The following is a 22,008-nucleotide window of genomic DNA, read 5'->3' as shown; positions in this document are numbered from 1 at the left end:
TCAATAGGTGCGGATCAAACCCACAAGGCGGCCCTGCACCTTGACCTTGTCATCGGGCAAAATTCGGGTTTCATAGGCCGGGTTTGCCGCTTCAAGCGCAATGGACCCGCCGCGGCGGAAGAAACGCTTCAGCGTTGCTTCCTGATCCTCGACCAGCGCCACGACAATGTCCCCATTATCGGCGGTCGAGGTTTCGCGGATCACAACAACATCACCATCATTGATACCCGCGTCGATCATGGAATCGCCCTTCACCTCCAGCGCATAATGCTCGCCGGGGCCGCTGACCATGCCGCCGGGTACGGCGACGTTGTGCGATGCGTGTTGTATCGCCTCAATCGGCACGCCCGCTGCAATGCGGCCCATCAACGGCACCTCGAGCGCATCAATGGACGTGACCGGCTGTGCATTTGCCGGGGGCCGTGCATCCGGTCTGTCCCCGTCAATGACACGCGCAGCAAACCCGTGCGACGCCGCACCACCGAGCGATTCCGGCAGCTTCACGATTTCAAGCGCCCGCGCGCGATGCGCAAGGCGGCGGATAAATCCGCGCTCTTCCAGCGCGGTTATCAGGCGGTGAATGCCGGATTTGGAACGCAGATCCAGCGCGTCCTTCATTTCGTCGAAACTGGGCGGAACACCGTCACGTTGCACACGCTTGTTGATGTAATCGAGCAAGTCGAGTTGCTTCTTGGTGAGCATGCCGGTCGTCCCTCCAGAAAATCGCTATCCGCTTTTGTTCTATGCATGTTCCTGTTTTGTGTCAAGGCTTTTGCAGGTGCCTTGTCACATACGCATACAGGTCACCGTATCCCCGGCCGCCTTCGGCGTGTCGTGCGGAGGACGGATAAGCAGGATATCGGCGCGCGCCAAAACGCCCAGAAGCGCACTATCCTGCGAAGATGCGGGCGCGGCGATACCGTCCGACAGCGTGGCGCGCATGTAATGCGCGCGGGGGCCATTCGCAGGCAGACCCACACCGAGACGGGCCGTGAACACAGGCGCGGCTGCGGCCCGCAGGCCAAGCATGGCGCGCACCATTGGCAGGATGAAGACATGACCGCAAACCATTGCCGATACAGGGTTTCCCGGCAGTCCAACCATCACTGAATCGCCCATTCGCCCGGCCATCAGCGGTTTGCCGGGGCGCATCGCGATCTTGTAAAATGATCGTTGCATTCCCAGACTTTCCGCCACCTGCCCGACAAGATCGTGATCGCCTACTGACGCGCCGCCAATCGTGATGATCAGGTCCGCCCCCTTGGCCAGGTCAAACGCGGTTTCAAGCGATCCGACACTGTCGCGCGCAATGGGCAACAGGCGCGCATGCGCGCCATGCGCCTCGACCAACGCGGCCAGACCGAAGCTGTTTGACGCAATGATTTGATCAGGGCCGGGGGATTCGCCGGGCATGACAAGTTCGTCGCCGGTGGCGATGATCGCGATTGTCGGACGGCGCGTGACCGGCAGGCTGGCGACGTTCATGGCCGCCAGAAGCGCGATGTCATGCGGCGCCAGCAGGCGCGGAGCGTCCATTTCGGTGCCGGCGGTGAAATCCGCAGCAGCAGGGCGCACATGCGGGCCGGTATCAACGCTGTCGCCAAGCGTGATCACATCGGCGGATGCAGTCACGTCCTCCTGGATAACAACGCGATCCGCGCCCTGCGGCATGGGGGCGCCGGTAAAGATGCGCACAGCCTGACCAGCCCCGACAGTGCCGTTGAAACTGTGGCCGGCAGCGGCCTCGCCGATCAGGGTAAACGTGGCGCCCGGTGCAACGTCTGAACTGCGCACCGCGTAGCCATCCATGGCCGAGGCTGCGAAAGGGGGCTGATCGCGCGTGGCAAAGACAGGCTCTGCCAACACACGGCCAGACCCTGCCCGCAGCGGCACCATCTCGACCGCAAGCGGCGTCACCAGATCGAACAAATGGGCCAGGGCGGCGTCAACAGAGATCATTTTTGATGTTCACTCCGCCTCGTAAGTGCCGGATTTACCGCCATCTTTCAGCACTACGCGCAAGCCGCCGATCTGCATTGCGCGGTCGACCGCCTTGGCCATGTCGTAAACGGTCAGCGCGGTCACGCTTGCCGCTGTCAATGCCTCCATTTCCACCCCGGTCTGGCCGGTCGTTTTTACGGTTGCTCTGATTTGTATACCGGGCAGATCGGCGTCGGGCACCAGCTCCACTGCCACATTCGCGATAGGGAGCGGATGGCACAGCGGTATCAGATCCGATGTGCGTTTGGCGCCCATGATGCCCGCCAGCCGGGCAACCGACAGCACGTCACCTTTTTTCGCGCGGCCTTCGGTAATGATATCAAAGGTTTCCCGCGCCATGCTGATGTGGCAGGCGGCGGTCGCGATACGCGCGGTCACCTCTTTGGCCGACACGTCGACCATGTGCGCGTCGCCCTTGCTGTCGAAATGGGTCAATCCGGACATGTCAGCGCCCCCCGGCAGTCAGTGGATTGCTGAGCAACATGCGCGTGGCGCTGGCAACATCATCGGCGCGCATCAGCGTTTCGCCAATCAGGAAGCAGCGCGCGCCGTACCGGGCGATATCGGCCAGATCCTCGCGCGTCTCCAGCCCGCTTTCGCAGATGATGATCCGGTCCTCTGGCACGTAGCGGCCAAGGGTGCGCGTGGTGTCAAGAGTGGTCTCGAACGTGTTGAGATCGCGGTTATTTATTCCGATCAGCTGGGACTTCAGCATCTCCGCGCGGCGCAATTCGTCCTCGTTATGGACCTCGATTATGGCGTCCATGCCCCAGACTGCTGCGGCGTTTTCCAGCGCGGCAGCCTCGGCATCGGTCAGGCAGGCCATGATGATCAGGATACAGTCCGCGCCAAGCGCGCGCGCCTCGGCGACCTGATAGGTCTCAAACAGGAAATCCTTGCGCAAAACGGACAAGTCACACGCCGCGCGCGCCTGCACGAGATACTCGTTCGCGCCCTGAAAGCTGGGCGTGTCGGTCAGAACAGACAGGCAGGCGGCCCCGCCTTCGGCATAGGCGCGCGCCAGCTCGGCAGGGTCGAAATCCTCGCGGATCACGCCCTTGGACGGGCTTGCTTTTTTGATTTCGGCGATCAACCCGTAGCCGTTGATCGACGCCTGCAAAAGCGCGTCCTTGAACGGGCGCACCGGGGGGGCGGCGCGGGCGCGCTCATCCATCGCCTCGGGCGTCACTTCGGCTTTTGCTGCTGCGACTTCCTCCAGCTTGTACGCTTTGATCTTGTCCAGAATTGTGGGGGTGCTCATGATGCCTCCGATGTGATTTTCCCAAGCAGATCCAGACGTTTACGTGCCGTTCCGCTATCAATACTGTCTGCCGCCATCGCGGCGCCCTCGACCAGGTCGGCGGCGCCCCCGGCCACGACCAGGGCTGCCGCGGAATTCAGCAGCACCGCGTCGCGGTATGCGCCATGCGCGCCATCCAGCAGCGCACGAAATGCGGCGCCGTTTTCCTGCGGGGTGCCGCCCAGAATATCCTCGAACGGATGCAGGGGCAGGCCCGCATCCTCGGGGCTGATTTCGAATTCGGAAATGCTGCCGTCCTCATTCAGCGCGGCGACCCAGGATTGACCGCTGATCGCCAGTTCATCCGTGCCATCGCTGCCATGAACCAGCCACGCACGGGTGGATCCCAGCCGCAGAAGCGTCTCCGCCATGGGGCGGATCAGGTCACGCCGGTAGGCGCCGGTCAGCTGCCGCGTGACGCCGGCCGGGTTGGTCAGCGGGCCAAGGATGTTGAAAATGGTGCGTGTCCCCAGCTCGGACCGGGCGGGGCCGACATGGGCCATCGCCGGGTGGTGCATTGGCGCCATCATAAAGGCGATACCGGCCTCTTTCAGCGCCTTTTCAACCACTTCCGGGCCGATCATCACCTTGACGCCCATTTGCGTCAGCGCATCGGCCGCCCCTGATTTGGAGCTGAGGTTGCGGTTGCCATGCTTGGCCACGCAAACGCCGGCACCTGCCACGACAAAGGCGGTCGCCGTCGAGATATTCAGCGTGCCCTTGCCATCGCCCCCAGTGCCGACGATGTCAATCGCGCCCTCGGGCGCGCGCACCTTGTGGCATTTTGCGCGCATCACAGCGGCGGCGGCGGCATATTCATCCACCGTCTCGCCGCGCGTGCGCAGCGCCATCAAAAAGCCGCCGATCTGGCTGGGCGTTGCTTCGCCCTCGAACAGGATGCCAAAGGCGGCCTCGGCCTCGGTGCGGGTCAGGGGGCGGTCGGCGGCGGCGTCAATCAGTGGTTTCAGCGCTGTGCTCATGCGGGGATCTTCATCATATCAAGGAAGTTCTTGAGCAGCGCGTGACCGTGTTGCGAGGCGATGGATTCAGGGTGAAACTGCACGCCCTCTATCGGCAATTCGCGGTGACGCAGGCCCATGATGGTGCCATCCTCCAGATGCGCGGTGATCTCAAGGCAGTCCGGCAGGCTGGCACGCTCGACCACCAGCGAGTGATAGCGCGTTGCGTCGAATGGCGACGGCAGACCGGCGAAAACGCCCTGTCCCTGATGATGCATCTGCCCCATCTTGCCATGCACGATTTCCGAATGGCGCACCACGCGCCCGCCAAACGCCTGACCGATCGTCTGATGACCAAGGCAGACCCCCAGCAGCGGAATACCCGCATCGGCCGCGGCAAGCGTCAGATCAAGGCAGATACCGGCCTGATCGGGATCGCACGGGCCGGGCGACAGCAAAATACCCGCCGGATTCAGCGCCAATGCGCCAGCAACATCCAGCGCATCATTCCGGCGCACCACCACATCAGCGCCGAGTTCGCCAACGTAATGCACCAGATTATAGGTGAAACTGTCATAATTATCTATGAGTAACAGCATCTTGGCCCGTCCGTATTACCATAGCCCCGGTGCCGCCTCCATCCCGTGATTTGGGGTGGAGGCCGGAGGGCCGATCAAGATATACTTGTTCAGGCTTGGCCCCAAGGGTCAAGGGGCAGGTGGCGGGAAACGCCGCGCCAAGCGGGATTTGCAAGCGGGGAACAGGCGACATGGCAGGTGGATTTTTAGCAGGACTTGCAGCCGGAACAGTGGTGTCGGGGCTGGCGCTGGGGGCGGTGTCCGTGGCGGTTGCGCCCGCGGGCAGGGTGCCCGCGCGCGTGCCGGATGCCGCGGCCGTGGATCTGCCGGCGGGTTCGGGGTTCAAACAGTCGCGCGATGATACGGCGGCGCGTCTGCCCAAGGCCGACGACGCGCTTGCGCTGGAAGGACAGGCGCCGCAAGTCAGCGATGCGCAGCCCGATGATCTGAGCCAGCTTGCCACGGCGGACACAGCCCCGACCAGCCGCCCGGAAATCAGCGCGCCGCAGGCGGAAATGGCCGCACCGGAGGTCACGGATGAGGGCAGCGGCATGACGATGGTCGGTGATGCGCCCGCCGAACCGGCAGCGCCGGATATAGGCGACGATCTGGCCATCTCGTCCGATCCCGCGCAACCCAGCGCGCCGGATGTGGAAGGGGATGTTGGACTGGATACCGTGCAAGACCCGGAACAGACGCCCGCGCCGAGTGATGACGGCGAAAACGCATCGGCCGCGGTGCCAATATCCGGCGACATGGCAGAGCAGGAGGCGGCGCGCACGGGCGTCATCGGCAATATCGCCGCCGGAGTTGAAACGCAGCGCCTGCCATCGCTTGCGGCCGGCCCCGCCACGCCGGATCCGGTGCCTGCTGAGGATGCTGTGCCAGCGCAGTCGGCGATTATCGCGCATGCTGCCACGTTTGATAATCCGGAAGGCAAGCCGTTGATGTCGATCGTGCTGATTGATGACGGCACCAGCCCGATCGGCCTGGAGGCGCTGGAGGCGTTTCCCTATCCGCTGAGCTTTGCGGTCGATGCCGCGTGGCCCAGCGCGGCCGAGGCGATGCGCCGCTATCGCGATGCCGGGTTCGAGGTGCTGGCAATCGCCGATCTGCCCGCCGGCGCCGATGCCCGCGACACCGAAACCACCATGCAGACGGTCGAGGCAGCCGTGCCCGAGGCCGTTGCGATCCTGGAGGGGACCGGCGCGGGCCTGCAGATCAGCCGCGAGTCGAGCGAGCAGTTGGCGCCGATCCTGCTGGCGTCCGGGCGCGGCCTCGTGCTGTATTCCAAAGGGCTTGAAACCGCGCCCAAGCTGATCGCACGCGAAGGCGTGCCGGTCGCCACGATCTTTCGCGATTTCGATGCCAAGGATCAAAGCGCCACCGTGATCCGGCGGTTTCTGGACCAGGCCGCCTTCAAAGCGGGCCGGGACGAGGGCGGCGTGATCATGCTGGGACGCTTGCGCGCCGACACGATCAGCGCGCTGCTGCTCTGGGGCTTGCAGGATCGTGCCAGCCGCGTGGCGCTGGCGCCCGTGTCAGCGGTGCTGACGGCCAGGGATTAAGCGTCGCGCCAGCCGCCCAAGTCCAGCCCGTCCAGCGACCATTCGCCGATGCGCCAGCGCACAAGGCGCAGTGTCGGGTGGCCGATATGGGCGGTCATGCGCCGCACCTGCCGGTTCCGGCCTTCGGTAATCGTCAGCTCGATCCAGCTATCCGGCACGGATTTGCGGTAGCGGATGGGCGGCACCCGCGCCCAGATGTCCGGCGGCGGGATGCGCCGCGCCTGCGCGGGCAGGGTCGGGCCATCCTTGAGCGTGATGCCGTTTTGCAGCGCCGCCAGGGCGGCGTCATCGGGCAGCCCCTCGACCTGCACAAGGTAGGTTTTAGGCTTCTTGTATCGCGGATCTGCAATGCGGGCCTGGTGCTTGCCGTTATCGGTCAGCAGCAACAGACCCTCGCTGTCGCGATCCAGCCGCCCGGCAGGGTAGATGCCCGGTATGTCGATGTAATCTGCCAAAGTGGGCCTGCCGCTGCCCTCGTCGCTGAATTGCGACAGAACGCCATGCGGCTTGTTGAACAGGATCAGGCGCGGCATCGGCACACGCGCCAAATTTTCGCGAAAATTTGGAATACGAGTTTTCGCGAAAATTCGCCCTGCATCAGCTGTTTCCGTCGCCGCCAAACCGGGCGGCGTCCGCTGCGGCGCGGCGGATGGCGCGCGATTTGTGGACGGTTTCCATGTATTCGGCCTCTGGATCGCTGTCATAGACCACGCCGCCGCCGGCCTGAATATAAAGCTGCGCATCCTTGACCACCGCCGTGCGCAGGGCAATGCAGATATCCATGTCGCCGCCTGCGCTGAAATAGCCGACGCCGCCACCATAAACGCCGCGTTTCTCCGGCTCCAGCTCGTCGATGATCTCCATCGCGCGGACCTTTGGCGCGCCGGAGACCGTTCCGGCGGGAAGGCCGGCCAACAATGCGCTGAGCGCGTCCTGACCGTCGGCCAGTTCGCCCACCACGTTGCTGACGATATGCATCACGTGGCTGTAGCGTTCGACGATGAATTCCTCGGTCGGGCGCACGGTGCCCACCTTGCAGACACGGCCCGTGTCGTTGCGGCCCAGATCCAGCAGCATCAGATGTTCTGCCAGCTCCTTGGCGTCCGACATCAGGTCGGCCTCGTTCGCGCGGTCCTCCTCGGGGGTGGCGCCGCGCGGGCGGGTGCCGGCAATGGGCCGGATCGTGACCTCATTGCCAAAAACGCGCACCAGAATTTCGGGGCTGGCGCCGATCACCTGAAAGCCGCCGAAATTGAAATAGAACATGAAGGGCGACGGATTCGTGCGGCGCAAACTGCGGTAAAGCGCGAAGGGCGGCTGGCGGAACGGCTGCGTCCACCGCTGGCTGGGCACGACCTGAAAGATGTCGCCGGCGCGGATATATTCCTTGGCCTTCTCAACCGCCGCCTTGTAGCCATCCCGTGTGAAATTCGATGTACCCTCGCCCTCATCTGCGGCTTCGCCCAGCCCGCGGCTGGCCTGGGGCAGGGCGCGCTCCAGATCGCGCACGGCGTCCATGACCCGCTCGGCGGCCTGCGCATAGGCGGCGCGGGCTGACTGGCCCGACCCGGCCCATGCAGGCGCCACAACGATCACCTCGCCCTTGACCCCGTCGAGCACGGCAATCACCGAGGGGCGCAGCATCAGCGCGTCGGGCAGGCCGAGCGGATCGGGGTTCACATTCGGCAAATGTTCGACCAGCCGGATCATGTCATAGCCCAGATACCCGAAAAGGCCCGCGCTGGCGGCCGGCAGATCGTCGGGCAGGTCGATCCGGCTTTCGGTGATCAGGGCGCGCAGGTTATCCAGGGGCGGTCCATCCTGCGGCTCCCACGCGTCTGCGTCAAAGCGCGCCTGACGGTTGATGCGGCTGCTGGTGCCGTGGCACTGCCAGATCAGATCGGGCTTCATTCCGATGATCGAATAGCGCCCGCGCACCTCGCCGCCGGTCACCGATTCCAGCATGAAGGCATCGGTGGCCGCCCCCGTCAGCTTGAGCATCAACGACACGGGCGTGTCCAGATCGGCGGCCAGCCGGGTATAGACGACCTGACTGGCGCCCGCCTGATGGCCTGCGGCAAAATCGTCGAACGAGGGGGTCAGATCCACGGCGCGCGTCCCTTACTGAAAGTTGGCATGCACGGCGTTGATCGCCTGCTGGTCCAGTGTGATGCCCGCGCGGCTGCGAATATCCTCGGCCAGCGCCTGATACAGATCCTGCGCGATGTCGTTGGCCGCAGACGCGCGCAGCGTCTGGCGGATTTGTGCCAGATCGCCGTCCGATGCGTCGGGGTCGTCATCGGGCGACTGGATGCGGTCCAGACGCACGATGATCAGGTTGCTGGCGCCGGGGATTGACAGTGTCTCGCCCTCGGCCAGTTCAAAAACGGCGGGGATAAAGCCGGGGGGCGTGCCCTGCTGAAACCCCTGCCGCGTGAGGCCCGCACCGGTGAGCGGGGTCAGGCCCTGATCCTCAAAGCTGGCGCCGCCCTCGATCGCCTCCAGCAAGGGTTCGGCCTGTGCGCGCAGCGCGTCCATCAGGGCGTCGCGCGCCCATGCGGCGGCGACCTGCTGCTGCACGTCTTCCAGTGGCTGAACCGCCGGATCAATCACCTCGTCCAGACGCAGGGCAAAGATGCCGCCGTCATCCAGCGTTTTGACCTCGGGGAAATCGCCATCCTGTACCTCTGCTGCGGCATCACGGAAATCGACATAGGCGGCGATGCCTTCTTTCAGGGCGGGGTGCCAGTCAACCACGCCGATCTGCATCTGCGTTTCGTCCTGAAGGTTCTCAAGCGTTGCGCCGCCGGCCAGCAAATCGTCGATTGTATCGCGCGCGGCATCAACGACGCGCGCGGCCCTGTCGCCGGCCAGCTCGTCACGCAACTGCGGCTCGGCCTCTTCAAAGCTGGTGTTTTGCGCTTGCAGCACGGCGTTCACCCGAAAGAGGGCCGGACCCAGATTGCTGTCCGCGGGGCCCACCACATCGCCGGCGTCGGCGCTGAACACAGCGTCCGCGGCCGCGGCCAGATCGTCGCGTTCGACATCGCCCAGGTCCACGTCCTGCAAGGTAAGCCCGCGCGCGGCAACCAGGTCGTCAAAGCTGGCCTCGCCCGCGTCGATCTGCGCGCGTGCGGCATCAGCGGCGGCGGCGTCGGCAAAGATCAGACGCTCGACCAGTCGGCGTTCGGGCTGCTGGAATTCGGACAGGCGGGCATCATACGCCTCGCGCAGCGCGTCTTGCGCGACCTCGACCTCGTCGATGATCATTTCGGGCGTCATCCACGCATAGGTGATCCGCTTGACCTTCGGGGTGGTGAAGCTGGGCAGGTTGGCCTGATAATACGCCTCCAGATCCGCATCGGTCGGCACCGGCAGGCCGGTGGTCAGATCCGCGCGGCCAAGGATGGCGTAGGTCACGTCACGCTCTTCGGCGATGTAGGTCAGCAGCGTGCCGGTATAGGCATCCGGCGTGCTGACACCGGAGATTACGGCGCCCTGAACCAATGTGCTGGCCGTCTCAACGCGCACGTCTTCCTCGAATTCGGCCTCGCTGAAGCCGGCCCGCTCCAGCGCGTAGCGGTATCCGTCGCGGTCGAAATTTCCGTCAAGGCCCTGAAATCCGGGGATTTCAGTGATGGCCTTCAGCAGTGTCTCATCGCCCACCGAAATACCCATGCGCGCGGTTTCATCCTCCAATGCTGCTTGCGCGACAAGGCGCGACAGCACGTTTTGCGGCAGGCCTTGCGCCTCGGCTGCGGCAAAGCTGACGGGCGCGCCGGCCTCTGCCGTGGCGGCGTTCACCTCGGTGCGCAGGGCGCGGGCGTAATCGCCGGTGGTGATTTCGGTGTCGCCCACCATGCCGATCCGGGTGATGCCACCGCTGAAATTGGTCACGCTGAACCCGGCCAGCCCGATGACCAGAAGGCCCATCAGGATCCACATTGCGGATTTGGAAATGGTGCTGGATTTCATGGTCGCGGCGCCCTCGAGCTTCAGGAAAATTGGCTTTGGCTGTGTCTATGCGGTCGCAGCTGTCGGGGCAAGGGGCCAGCCCGGCCCGTTCAGCGCCGCCAGACGGTCCATCAGGCTGGCAATTCCGGCGCGGTCCACATTGGCAAAGGCAACGCGGAAATGCCGCGCACCAGATGCATCGCCCGCAGGCGTGAACATCGTGCCGGGCAGCAGCAGCACGCCGGCATCGCGCACCAGTTTCGGCGCCAGCCCGTCAGAGGCGTCGGCAAACGGGTGCGCCAGATAGGCAAAATAGGCACCGGCGCCCTTCAATTCCCAGCCCTGCGCGGCAAGGCGGGGCATGTAATCTGTGATCGCGGCGCGGCGGTCCAGGATTTCGGCCCGCTCACCCGCCAGCCACTGGCTGAGGTTCTGCATCCCCCACAGCGCGCCGATCTGGCCCAGCTGGTTGGGGCAGATCGCCACGCAATCGAGGAATTTTTCGGCCTGCGTCAGCCGCGCGGGCGATGCGACCATCGCGCCGACGCGGTGACCGGTCAGGCGGTAGGCCTTGGAGAATGAATAAAGCTGAATCAGTGTATCGTCCCAATCGGGATCGGTGAACAAATCATGCGGCGCGCCCGTGCGGGCGTCGAAATCGCGGTAGGTTTCATCGACAATCAGCGCGATGCCATGCCTGCGCGCCAGATCGAAGAAGGCGCGCACCAGATCGCCGGGGTATTCCACCCCGCCGGGGTTGTTGGGCGTGACCAGTACGATCGCACGTGTGCGGGGGGTGATCAGGGATGCGGCCTCGTCGGGGTCGGGCAGCAGGCCGGCGCGGGCGGGCAGGGGAACGGTGCGGATGCCGTTCATGTCGCACCACATCTTGTGGTTGAAATACCACGGCGTGGGCAGGATCACCTCGTCGCCCTCATCGCACAGCGTGGCCAGCGCGGCGCAATACGCCTGATTGCAGCCCGATGTGATGGCGACATTTTCGGCGTCGATTTTCCCGCCATATGCCGCGCTCCACTGCGCCGCCACTTCGGCGCGCAAATCGTCGCGGCCCAGCACGGCGCCGTAGAGATGCGCCTCGGGCTCGGTCATCGCCGCCTCCGCAATCGCCTTGCGCAGCCCCTCGGGCGGGGCGCCCACCGGGGCCGCCTGACTGAGGTTCAGCAGCGGACGCTCGGCGGTGAACTGCACACCGTCCAGCCAGCGGCGGGCGGCCATGACGGGCGGGGCAAAGCTGTGCGAGGTGCGTGTCATGAATCTCTCCGTCAGGTGCCGCGATAGGGCTGGACATATTGCAGCGCCAGATCCCAGGGAAAGAAGATCCAGGTATCCTGGCTGACCTCGGTGACAAAGCTGTCAACGCGGTCCTTGGCCATGGGCTTGGCGTAGATCGTGGCGATATGGGCGTTTGGCATATGCGCGCGCACCACGTCCAGCGTGCGGCCCGTATCGACCAGATCGTCAACCACCAGAATACCGGTGCCGTCGCCGACCACCTGCGCATCCGGCGACTTCAGGATATGCGCGGCGCCTTGCGTCTGGTGGTCATAGCTTTTGACGCTGATCGTATCGACGGTGCGGATATCCAGCTCGCGCGCGACGATCATCGCGGGGGCCATGCCGCCGCGGGTGATGGCCACGACCGCGCGCCATGCGCCCGCGTCCGGCCCCTTGCCGTCCAGCCGCCAGGCCAGCGCCCGCGCGTCGCGGTGCAGCTGGTCCCAGCTGACGTGAAAGCCTTTTTCGTGCGGCAGAGGCTCTTGCATGGGATCTCCGTTCGGTCAGATGGCGATGCGGGCTGCCATGGCGCCCAGTAGGATCGCGGCGCCGCGGTCGAATTTCGACTTCAGCCGGATATATCCCGCGCGCATCGGCGCGGTGGTCAGGATCATGGTGGCCATGGCATACCACGCCAGCTCCAGCGCCAGATGGTTGGTCAGGATCAGCGCGGAGGTGGTCCAGTCCAGATCGGCGGGCAGGATGGTGGAAAAGATCGAGCCGATGAAGAACACCAGCTTTGGGTTGGCCAGATTGGTGATCAGGCCCAGCCGAAAGCCTTGGGCGATGCCGGGCAGGGCGGTATCCACCGGGCTGTCCGCTCCGCGCCAAAGGCCGATGGCCAGCCAGATCAGATAGGCGGCGCCGGCCAGTTTCAGCGCGGTATAGGCGGCGGGAACGGCGGTAAAGATGGCGCTGAGGCCCAGCAAAGCCACCGCCGACCACGCGATAGCGGCCAGCGACAGGCCCAGCCCGGTCATGAACCCGGCGCGCCGTCCGCCGATAAAGGACGAGCGGATCATCGCGATGAACGCAGGTCCGGGACTGGCAAGAGCGCCAAGGATGGCCGCGTTGAAAAGCAGGAGCGTCGCCGCGTCCATGATGCGCGGCTCAGGTCGCGTCGATGTCAGGCGCGTCGACCGCCTTCATGCCGACGACGTGATAGCCCGCATCGACATGCAGGTTCTCGCCCGTCGTGCCGCTGCCCAGGTCGCTGAGCAGGAACAAGGCGGCCTTGCCGACATCGTCGATGGTGACGTTGCGGCGCAGGGGCGAGTTCAGCTCGTTCCACTTCAGGATATAGCGGAAATCGCCGATGCCGCTGGCGGCCAGTGTCTTGATCGGGCCGGCGGAGATGGCGTTGACGCGGATGCCGTCCTTGCCCAGATCCTCGGCGAGGTATTTGACAGATGCCTCAAGCGCGGCCTTGGCGATGCCCATGACATTGTAATGCGGCATCACCTGCTCGGCCCCGTAATAGGTGAGGGTCAGCATGGAACCACCGTCTTTCATCAATGTTTCGGCGCGCTTGGCCACGGCGGTGAAGCTGTAGCAGCTGACATCCATGGTGTTCAGGAAATTGTCGCGGCTGGTGTCGATATAACGCCCACGCAATTCGTTCTTGTCGGAAAAACCGATGGCATGGACCAGAAAATCAATCTTGCCCCAGACACGCTCCACCTCGGCAAAGGCGGCGTCGATCGAGGCGGGATCGGACACATTGCAGTCGATCATCACCTCAGAGCCCAGCGATTTTGCCAGCGGCTCTACCCGTTTTTTGAACGCGTCGCCCATATAGGTAAAGGCCAATTCGGCCCCCGCATCGGCACAGGCCTGCGCGATGCCCCATGCGATGGACTTGTCATTGGCAAGGCCCATGATCAGCCCGCGCTTGCCCGTCATTAAATTGTTTGACATGTCCAGATCCCGACGCAAATTCGATGTATCAGTGACCTTTATGCGATTGGCCGGACTGCATCAAGGGTTGCCTTCAACGTCCGGCGCAGCGTTGCATATCGGCCCCTGCCGGGCCACATTGCGCCGCATCAGCGGCCCCTAATGAAAGGCAGACAGCCATGACCGACAGAACCGGAAAATTCGCAGGCGACAACCCGTTCAGCATCGCGCGCGACTGGCTGGCCGAGGCTGAAACCAGCGAGCCGAATGACCCCAACGCCATCGCGCTGGCCACGGTCGATCCGGATGGGTTGCCCAATGTGCGCATGGTCCTGCTCAAGGAAATTGCCGAGGACGGATTTGTCTTCTACACCAATTACGAGGGCACGAAGGGGCAGGAACTGGCCGCCAGCGGCAAGGCCGCGTTCGTCATGCACTGGAAAAGCCTGCGCCGCCAGATCCGCGTGCGCGGCACTGTCGAGCGGCAGGATGGGCCCGAAGCCGATGAATACTATGCGTCACGCTCGCTCAAAAGCCGGCTGGGCGCGTGGGCGTCCAAACAGTCGCGCCCGCTCAGCAGTCGCGGCGCGTTGATGGCCGAGGTCGCCAAAGTGTCGGCGCGCCACGGCCTGAACCCGCAGCGCCCACCATTCTGGGGCGGTTTCAAGATCACACCGGTCGAGATCGAGTTCTGGGCCGACGGCGATTTTCGCCTGCATGACCGATTCGTCTGGCGGCGGGAAAATGCCGATGCGCAATGGGAGATTATGCGCCTAAACCCTTAGAATGCGGAACGATTTTCTACCTCGGGATCGCTGACGTCGCGTCACTTGCGATAAGTCGCCGAGGTGTGGCGGATCTTTGCCCCTTTCTGACCATGCCAGTGGACCTTTGGCGTATGGGCGAGTAGGGTTGAGGGTCTACAACTTAAAAGAGAGCAGTGTAGCGTTAACAAGGAGTCAGTCATGACCCACAGGATACGCGGCCGCGTCAAATGGTTCGATTCGGGTAAAGGTTTCGGCTTTGTGTTGTCTGACGACGGCGGCGACGACATACTTTTGCATGCAAATGTGTTGCGCAGTTTCGGCCAAAGCTCTGTTGCCGATAATGCCACGATTGAACTGGATGTTCAGCATACAGACCGGGGCGCGCAGGCGGTCGTGATACATTCGATATCGGCCCCCAGTGGTGACGACCTGCCGAAGCTGGCCGATTTCGACGAAATCGATCCTGCCGTTCTGCGCCGCGCGCCGCTCATGCCCGCACGCGTCAAATGGTTTGACAAGTTGAAGGGGTTCGGCTTTGCCAATACCTTCGGAGAGCATGGCGACGTGTTCGTTCATATCGAAATCCTGCGCCGCTCGGGACTGGCCGATCTGCAACCGGGCGAGGCGCTGGCGATTCGGGTGATTGACGGCAAACGCGGCCGCATGGCGGCCGAGCTGAACGGATGGGAGACGGCAGCAGAATGAGACACGCATTTGCGGCACTGGCCCTGGGCCTGTTCAGTGGGGCGGCCGCGATGGCCGAGCAGGCCTGCCGCGACGATCAGGTCCATCTTCGCGGCGACTGGGGGCAGGCCCGGTTCACCGTCGAACTGGCCGATGACGAGGCGGAGCGCGCCCAAGGGCTGATGCACCGCGAATCGATGCCGCAGGGCGCCGGGATGCTGTTTGTCTATGATGAGGCGCGCACCGTCGGCTTCTGGATGAAAAACACGCTGATCCCGCTTGATATGATATTCCTTGATGCGACCGGTACGGTGGCGCGGGTCCATTCCAATGCGGTGCCGGGGGATCTGACCCCGATCATGGGCGGCGCTGACATCAAGGCCGTTCTTGAAATCAACGGCGGCCTTGCACAGCGGATGGGAATCGCCCCCGGTACGCAGCTGCGCCATCCATCCTTTGATGCCGGGCGGGCCGCCTGGGGTTGCTGACCGCGCCGCGGGCGGCACCGGGCAACACTGCCGCGCGATCCGTGGAATTTGTGCTTTTCATCGCGGGCAAACACGGCTATTGCACCCGCATGGTTCGGGGCGTGGCGCAGTCTGGTAGCGCACCTGTTTTGGGTACAGGGGGTCGTGAGTTCGAATCTCGCCGCCCCGACCATATTTTCCCAAATGTTGATCCGGCCCCGCCAGGTGCGGGGCTTTTCTGTGTTGGTCGGCGGGTTACTGCTTGCCTGTGACCCGAATGCAACCTTAGCGCGATCAGGCCAAAAAATATTGTGCCGGGCTGCTGGTGGAAAAGCGGCGGCGGACCGGCGGTGGATAAGTCCGCCGGGTTGATCCGGCAATGGCGCTAAACCTGCCGAAAATCAGCGGATTTGAAACCCTGCCCCCCGCGCGGCGCGGGGCGGGGCGCCTGTGGATAGACTGTGGGTGAATCGGCTGACGCAAGCAGCGCCCCAGCTTCGCACAAAGGTCAACGGCAAACAGATGAATATTGGCTTAATTACGCGTTGACGGGGCAGGGTGAAATGCGTCAGGTTGTGCAAGTCGGCGCCGGGGCCACTAGATGTGGTATCACCGCGCCGGACAGGACACATCCCAGCCAACACCGGTCATCCGGCGTTAGAAGGCGCGCATCCCCGATGCAAAGCGCCCGCGCGGGGTATGTGCGCACGACAGATGAGCAGTCTGGCGCGGAACCGCGCGCCGGGCAGGTATGGCAACAATAGCGGCACCCATGCGGGGCAAGAGGCAGTGACATGAAAATCGACCGGAAGTTTACCAAGGCGGGCCAGGATGCATATGCAGAGCTGGATTTTGTGACGACCGCGTCCGAAATCCGCAACCCTGACGGCACCACTGTCTTCAAGCTCGACAATGTCGAGGTGCCCGCCGGCTGGAGCCAGGTCGCAAGCGATGTCATCGCGCAGAAGTATTTCCGCAAGGCGGGCGTTCCGGTGCGCCTGAAAAAGGTCAAGGAAAAGGGCGTTCCCGAATTCCTGTGGCGGTCGGTCCCCGATGGCAAGGATGTGGAAACCACCGGCGAGACGTCGGCCAAGCAGGTGTTTGACCGGCTGGCCGGTGCCTGGGCCTATTGGGGCTGGAAGGGCGGCTATTTCACCGACGAATCCGACGCTCAGGCCTATTTCGACGAAATGCGCATCATGCTGGCGCGCCAGATGGGCGCGCCCAACAGCCCGCAATGGTTCAACACCGGCCTGCACTGGGCCTACGGCATCGACGGGCCGGGGCAGGGGCATTACTATGTCGATTACCAGACCGGCGAGCTGACAAAATCCACCTCTGCGTACGAGCATCCGCAGCCGCATGCCTGCTTCATCCAGTCGGTCGCCGATGATCTGGTCGGCGATGGCGGCATCATGGACCTGTGGGTGCGCGAGGCGCGCCTGTTCAAATATGGCTCGGGCACCGGCACGAACTTCTCCTCCCTGCGCGCCTCGAACGAGCCGCTGTCGGGCGGTGGCAAATCGTCGGGCCTGATGGGCTTTCTAAAAATCGGTGACCGCGCGGCAGGCGCGATCAAGTCGGGCGGCACAACGCGCCGCGCGGCCAAGATGGTGATCTGCGACGCCGACCACCCCGATATTCAGGAATTCATCAACTGGAAGGTGAAGGAAGAGCAGAAGGTCGCCAGCATTGTCGCAGGCTCCAAGATGCACGAGCAGCGCCTGAACGAGATCTTCGCCGCGATTGCGGCATGGGACGGCACGGCCGAGGATTCGGTTGACCCCAAGAAGAACGTTCAGTTGAAGGACGCGATCCGCGCCGCCAAGAAATCCGCAATTCCCGAAACCTACATCAAGCGCGTGCTGGACTATGCCAAGCAGGGCTACGCCAGCATCGAATTCCCGACCTACGACACCGATTGGGATTCCGAGGCTTATGCGTCGGTCTCTGGTCAGAACTCCAACAACTCGATCCGCGTCACCGATGCCTTCCTCAAGGCGGTCAAGGATGATGCCGACTGGGCGCTGCTGAACCGCACCGATGGCTCGGTCGCCAAGACGATCAAGGCGCGCGATCTGTGGGAAGATGTCGGCCATGCCGCATGGGCCTGCGCCGATCCGGGTATCCAGTATCACGACACCGTCAACGCGTGGCATACCTGCCCCGAGGATGGCGAAATTCGCGGCAGCAACCCCTGCTCGGAATACATGTTTCTGGACGACACCGCCTGCAACCTTGCGTCGATGAACCTGCTGAAATTCTACGACGATGGCCGCTTTGACGCCGAAGCCTACATGCACGCCTCGCGCCTGTGGACCGTCACACTGGAAATTTCGGTGATGATGGCGCAGTTCCCGTCCAAGGAAATCGCGCAGCGCAGCTTTGACTTCCGCACCTTGGGTCTGGGCTATGCCAATATCGGCGGCCTGCTGATGAACATGGGCCACGGGTATGACAGCGACGAGGGCCGCGCGCTGGCCGGTGCGCTGAGCGCGATCATGACCGGCGTCGCCTACGCCACCTCTGCCGAAATGGCGGGCGAGTTGGGCGCCTTTGCCGGGTATCAGCGCAACGCGGAGCATATGCTGCGCGTCATCCGCAACCACCGCAATGCCGCCCACGGTAATGTGGACGGCTATGAGGCGCTGGCGGTCAAGCCTGTCCCGCTGGATCATGCAGGCTGCCCAGACAGCCGCCTGGTCGAGCTGGCCATGTCCTCTTGGGACGAGGCGCTGCGCCTTGGCGAAAAGCATGGCTATCGCAACGCCCAATCCACCGTCATCGCGCCCACCGGCACCATCGGGCTGGTGATGGATTGCGACACGACCGGGATCGAGCCCGACTTTGCGCTGGTCAAGTTCAAGAAACTGGCCGGGGGTGGCTATTTCAAGATCATCAACCAATCGGTGCCCGCAGCATTGGAAATGCAAGGCTATGGCAGCGCGCAGATCGAGGAAATCATCAGCTACGCCGTGGGCCACGGCACCATCGGCAACGCGCCGGGGATCAACCACACCTCGCTGATCGGCCACGGCTTTGGCCCCAATGAGCTGGCCAAGATCGACGCCGCCCTTGGCAGTGCCTTTGACATCCGGTTTGTATTCAACCAGTGGACGCTGGGCGCGGAATTCTGCACCAACGTTTTGGGCATCCCGGCGGAAAAGCTGAACGATCCGGCCTTCGATCTGCTGGCGCATCTGGGCTATTCCCGCGCCGATATCGAGGCGGCGAATGACCATGTCTGCGGCACCATGACGCTTGAAGGCGCGCCGCACCTGCGCACCGAGCATTACCACATCTTCGATTGCGCCAATCCCTGTGGCAAAAAAGGCACGCGGTATCTGAGCGTTGAAAGCCACATCACCATGATGGCTGCTGCGCAAAGCTTCATCTCGGGCGCGATTTCCAAGACGATCAACATGGCCAATGACGCCACGATCGAGGATTGCCAGAACGCGTATGAGCTGAGCTGGTCGCTGGGCGTCAAGGCCAACGCGCTCTACCGCGACGGCTCGAAGCTCAGCCAGCCTCTGGCCTCCGCGCTGGTCGAGGATGACGACGATGCCGCCGAGGTGATGGAAAGCGGATCGAACCACGAAAAGGCCACCGTCCTGGCCGAAAAGATCGTGGAAAAGATCGTTATCAAAGAGGTGAACAAACTCCAGCGCGACAAGATGCCCGAGCGGCGCAAGGGTTATACCCAAAAGGCGATCATCGGCGGGCACAAGGTGTATTTGCGCACCGGCGAATATGCCACCGGCGAGCTGGGCGAGATTTTCATCGACATGCACAAGGAAGGTGCAGGTTTCCGCGCGATGATGAACAATTTCGCCATCGCCGTGTCGATGGGCCTGCAATACGGCGTGCCACTGGAGGAGTTCGTCGACGCCTTCACCTTCACCAAGTTCGAGCCCTCGGGCATGGTGCAGGGCAATGACAGCATCAAGAACGCGACCTCGATCCTTGATTACATCTTCCGCGAGCTGGCCGTTTCCTATCTGGACCGCACCGATCTGGCGCATGTCAAACCCGAGGGCCACAGCTTTGACGATCTGGGCCGCGGCGAAGAAGAGGGCGTGCGCAACATCAGCGAAATGAGCGAAGCCGCCGCAAGCAAGTCATTGGAAGTGCTGAAACAAATCAGCTCCACCGGCTATCTGCGCAAGCGCCTGCCGCAGGAGCTGTATGTGCTGAATGGCGGCCAGCGTCACGCCCAGATGGCGGCCGGTGGCGGCAGTGATACAGTCACAAGTTTGCAGTCTGTTGCGCCCGAACCCACCAGCACCGCAACGCTGGTCGCCTCGCAAACGACGATCTCCGCCAGCTCCATGTCCATGGACGCCCGCACCAAGGCGCGCATGCAGGGCTACGAGGGCGAAGCCTGCGGCGATTGCGGCAACTATACGCTGGTCCGCAACGGCACCTGCATGAAGTGCAACACCTGCGGCGCGACATCGGGCTGTAGCTGACGGAATTGGGTCGTTGTGTCCCCGCGGGCATAGTTTGTCCAGTTTCGGGCAAAGGTTGTCCGGGAGTGGCAGAAACGACCTTCTGCCGGGCCACGTTGAAGAGTGGTCGGTCATGAGGTGATGACATCAAGGTGCAGAGCAGGTGTGCTTGCTCTACACTTTGAAACCTCTGCATGGTGTGGTCGTTGAAATAGCGGCCTGCATCCTGCGTTTCGTCAACGTGAACTGCGGCCATGCGACGATGCTCGAGTTGCGTTTTCGGGCACCAGATCGAATAACTGTCTTTTCTTGGAGGATGGGGTAACTCAACTTGTTGAGTGTGAGAAGCCGTAATTTCGTCCGAATTTCAAAATTTGGTTATGGTGCCCTCAACAAAATATGGGTCCGCGCCCTAAGCGCGCGGACCAGATGATGCAAAAGTCGAAGCGTTTCGGACACGATGGTTTCTCGAAGTGCCCTTGCGGCGCTTCTTTTTCTTTGCGATCTGAAGACGGTTTCATGTGTCCGATGACGTAGAGGGAACCCCGTCATGCCGATGCCCCACACCGTACCGCTGCACGCGGACGAGACCGCTCTATCCTTCGCGGCGCGTGTGGCCTTCGCCAACAAACTGCCGAGTCTTTCTGAGTTTCTGAAAGATTTCGATCTTGCCATCTCGGACGTCGTTTGCGGCAGCACCGCGGCCTTAGCGCGCTTGGCAGAGCTCGGGGATGTGGAGAGCCAACTGCTCGTCGCTCGGGCATTCTGCTATTCAGGCGACTCTCATCGTATCCTTGGCTTCCAGATCGACAAGCAGAACCTGCTAGTCGGTTATAACCGCGTTTGCCCGGCTTGCCTGCGTGCGGACATGGCCGGGACACTGACCGAGCAAACGGTAAGCATGGCCTACGGGCGCATTCTCTGGTCCTTTGCATCCGCCCGGGTCTGCCCGGTTCATAACCTACTTCTTGTCGCGCCGCCTGAGGAGAATGTCCGATACGAGTTCATGAGGTCCTGGGAGCCATGGCTAATCGAGATCGAGGACGGAGACCTCGATCGTCCCGTTCCAGGCCATGCGAGCTTTGAGCACTATCTGTCCACGCGTCTGGCAGGCGGCGCGCCCGGGGGCTGGGCCGCGAACTTATCCATCGGCGCAGCGGGTGTCGCTAGCGAGATGTTGGGGGCCTCGCTCGTCTTCGGCAAGGGCGCGGCCCTGCGCGAGCTCTCGGCTTATGAGTTGGCGGTCGCGACGGATGCCGGGTTCGCGCTTCTGAATAAAGGCCCTGATGCCCTTTTGACATTCTTCCAATCCCTGCGTGCAGAGACTGGCTCTCCTCAGGACCGGCCGTCAGCCCGATATGGTCGGATCCATGACTGGATGAGGAGGGGCGCGGGCGCCGGCCTTGGCTTTGGTCATCTGCGCGACATCTTACGCCAGCATATTTTGGAAACTTGGCCCTTGGGCGAAGGCGAACTGGCGCTCGACTACCCTCTACCGGCGCGACGCCTGCATTCAATCCGGACGGCGGCGCTAGCTCATGATTTGCACCCCAAGCGCTTGCGGAGATTGTTACGAGATGCTGGCATCGTGGACGAACCGGACACACCCGATTACGACGTGCTTTTTAGCGCGCCCGAGACCGAGACCTTGCTTGATCAGGCATCCGGTGCCGTCAGCTATGTCGCTGCACAGAGGCGTCTCGGCATGACACGGACGCAGATGGAACGGCTAATCGCCGAGGGCGTGCTGACTCCCGGCGAGGGCGGCGATACCGCCCGTCCGCGCTTCACGGAGGCAACGATCCGGAAATGGTCCAATTTCTTCGAGGCGTTTCCAGAAACCAGCAGGCATTGTGGTAAATTAAGCATATCAGAGACAAGCAGTAGTCTCGGTGTCTCGACCGCCGCCATTCTGCGCTTGATTGTCGAGGGCCGCTTAAGGGACGTCGAACGGAATGCAGTGTTGATTGTCATTGAGAACTGACCCGGCATTTTCATCGAGATCTGACCCACCCAGTCGTTATGATCTGCTGATTATGATGGCGTCAATGCTGTTGCCTCCTTTCGCTTTTTCTTCGCTGTTTCGG

The 22,008-nt window shown here is 63.0% G+C and carries 19 protein-coding genes and 1 tRNA gene; 7 read left to right on the top strand and 13 right to left on the bottom strand.

Annotated features, from left to right (window positions below; translation table 11 throughout):
* From lexA to DQ230_RS14150, 6 genes are all read right to left on the bottom strand, one after another.
* Complete coding sequence (lexA, locus tag DQ230_RS14175; protein WP_113913268.1) at positions 1-702, bottom strand: transcriptional repressor LexA; 702 nt, start codon at positions 700-702, stop codon at positions 1-3.
* 84 nt (positions 703-786) lie between these two features.
* Positions 787-1,959: a molybdopterin molybdotransferase MoeA gene (locus tag DQ230_RS14170; RefSeq protein WP_113913267.1), complete on the bottom strand. Its 1,173-nt coding sequence runs from the start codon at positions 1,957-1,959 to the stop codon at positions 787-789.
* 9 nt (positions 1,960-1,968) lie between these two features.
* Positions 1,969-2,445 (bottom strand): cyclic pyranopterin monophosphate synthase MoaC, encoded by a 477-nt coding sequence (moaC, locus tag DQ230_RS14165; protein WP_113913266.1) that lies wholly within the window; start codon positions 2,443-2,445, stop codon positions 1,969-1,971.
* Between the two features lies 1 nt (position 2,446).
* Positions 2,447-3,262, bottom strand: coding sequence for an indole-3-glycerol phosphate synthase TrpC (trpC, locus tag DQ230_RS14160; protein WP_113913265.1), 816 nt, complete (start codon positions 3,260-3,262; stop codon positions 2,447-2,449).
* Positions 3,259-4,281: an anthranilate phosphoribosyltransferase gene (trpD, locus tag DQ230_RS14155; protein ID WP_113913264.1), complete on the bottom strand. Its 1,023-nt coding sequence runs from the start codon at positions 4,279-4,281 to the stop codon at positions 3,259-3,261. The genes trpC and trpD overlap by 4 nt, the downstream gene beginning before the upstream one ends.
* Positions 4,278-4,859 (bottom strand): anthranilate synthase component II, encoded by a 582-nt coding sequence (locus DQ230_RS14150; RefSeq protein WP_113913263.1) that lies wholly within the window; start codon positions 4,857-4,859, stop codon positions 4,278-4,280. The genes trpD and DQ230_RS14150 overlap by 4 nt, the downstream gene beginning before the upstream one ends.
* A gap of 170 nt (positions 4,860-5,029) precedes the next feature.
* On the opposite strand from DQ230_RS14150, the gene DQ230_RS14145 reads away from it, so the two are divergent.
* Positions 5,030-6,406, top strand: a complete 1,377-nt coding sequence (locus DQ230_RS14145; RefSeq protein WP_113913262.1) for a divergent polysaccharide deacteylase family protein — start codon at positions 5,030-5,032, stop codon at positions 6,404-6,406.
* Here DQ230_RS14145 and DQ230_RS14140 read toward each other — a convergent pair.
* The 7 genes from DQ230_RS14140 to fabI form a co-directional block, all read right to left on the bottom strand.
* Positions 6,403-6,939 carry an rRNA large subunit pseudouridine synthase E gene (locus DQ230_RS14140; protein ID WP_113913297.1) on the bottom strand — a complete coding sequence of 179 codons (537 nt, stop codon included), beginning with the start codon at positions 6,937-6,939 and terminating at the stop codon, positions 6,403-6,405. The genes DQ230_RS14145 and DQ230_RS14140 overlap by 4 nt on opposite strands.
* Before the next feature lie 64 nt (positions 6,940-7,003).
* Entirely contained in the window at positions 7,004-8,515 is a 1,512-nt protein-coding gene (trpE, locus tag DQ230_RS14135) for an anthranilate synthase component I (protein ID WP_113913261.1), read from the bottom strand.
* Between the two features lie 12 nt (positions 8,516-8,527).
* On the bottom strand, positions 8,528-10,381 hold the full coding sequence (locus DQ230_RS14130) for a peptidylprolyl isomerase (protein ID WP_113913260.1): 1,854 nt from the start codon (positions 10,379-10,381) through the stop codon (positions 8,528-8,530).
* Positions 10,382-10,426: 45 nt separating this feature from the next.
* Positions 10,427-11,632 (bottom strand): aminotransferase, encoded by a 1,206-nt coding sequence (locus DQ230_RS14125; protein ID WP_113913259.1) that lies wholly within the window; start codon positions 11,630-11,632, stop codon positions 10,427-10,429.
* A gap of 11 nt (positions 11,633-11,643) precedes the next feature.
* Positions 11,644-12,144, bottom strand: a complete 501-nt coding sequence (gene gpt / locus DQ230_RS14120) for a xanthine phosphoribosyltransferase (RefSeq protein WP_113913258.1) — start codon at positions 12,142-12,144, stop codon at positions 11,644-11,646.
* Positions 12,145-12,159: 15 nt separating this feature from the next.
* Positions 12,160-12,756: a LysE family translocator gene (locus DQ230_RS14115; protein WP_113913257.1), complete on the bottom strand. Its 597-nt coding sequence runs from the start codon at positions 12,754-12,756 to the stop codon at positions 12,160-12,162.
* Between the two features lie 10 nt (positions 12,757-12,766).
* On the bottom strand, positions 12,767-13,573 hold the full coding sequence (fabI, locus tag DQ230_RS14110; RefSeq protein WP_113913256.1) for an enoyl-ACP reductase FabI: 807 nt from the start codon (positions 13,571-13,573) through the stop codon (positions 12,767-12,769).
* Positions 13,574-13,731: 158 nt separating this feature from the next.
* Between fabI and pdxH the strand changes: the two genes are divergently transcribed.
* The 6 genes from pdxH (at position 13,732) to DQ230_RS14080 (ending at position 21,905) form a co-directional block, all read left to right on the top strand.
* Positions 13,732-14,337: a pyridoxamine 5'-phosphate oxidase gene (pdxH, locus tag DQ230_RS14105; RefSeq protein WP_113913255.1), complete on the top strand. Its 606-nt coding sequence runs from the start codon at positions 13,732-13,734 to the stop codon at positions 14,335-14,337.
* Between the two features lie 180 nt (positions 14,338-14,517).
* A complete protein-coding gene (locus DQ230_RS14100) occupies positions 14,518-15,024 on the top strand; it encodes a cold-shock protein (RefSeq protein ID WP_113913254.1) in 507 nt (168 codons plus the stop codon).
* Entirely contained in the window at positions 15,021-15,491 is a 471-nt protein-coding gene (locus DQ230_RS14095; RefSeq protein WP_238987542.1) for a DUF192 domain-containing protein, read from the top strand. The genes DQ230_RS14100 and DQ230_RS14095 overlap by 4 nt, the downstream gene beginning before the upstream one ends.
* A gap of 95 nt (positions 15,492-15,586) precedes the next feature.
* Positions 15,587-15,663 (top strand) — tRNA-Pro (locus DQ230_RS14090).
* Positions 15,664-16,264: 601 nt separating this feature from the next.
* Positions 16,265-19,942 carry a vitamin B12-dependent ribonucleotide reductase gene (locus DQ230_RS14085; RefSeq protein ID WP_113913252.1) on the top strand — a complete coding sequence of 1,226 codons (3,678 nt, stop codon included), beginning with the start codon at positions 16,265-16,267 and terminating at the stop codon, positions 19,940-19,942.
* Positions 19,943-20,471: 529 nt separating this feature from the next.
* Positions 20,472-21,905 carry a TniQ family protein gene (locus DQ230_RS14080; protein ID WP_113913251.1) on the top strand — a complete coding sequence of 478 codons (1,434 nt, stop codon included), beginning with the start codon at positions 20,472-20,474 and terminating at the stop codon, positions 21,903-21,905.
* Positions 21,906-22,008: the final 103 nt, after the last annotated feature.

The sequence above is a fragment of the Roseovarius dicentrarchi genome (assembly GCF_003316635.1).
Taxonomy (GTDB): domain Bacteria; phylum Pseudomonadota; class Alphaproteobacteria; order Rhodobacterales; family Rhodobacteraceae; genus Roseovarius; species Roseovarius dicentrarchi.
This window is presented reverse-complemented; position numbering and strand designations above follow the sequence as displayed.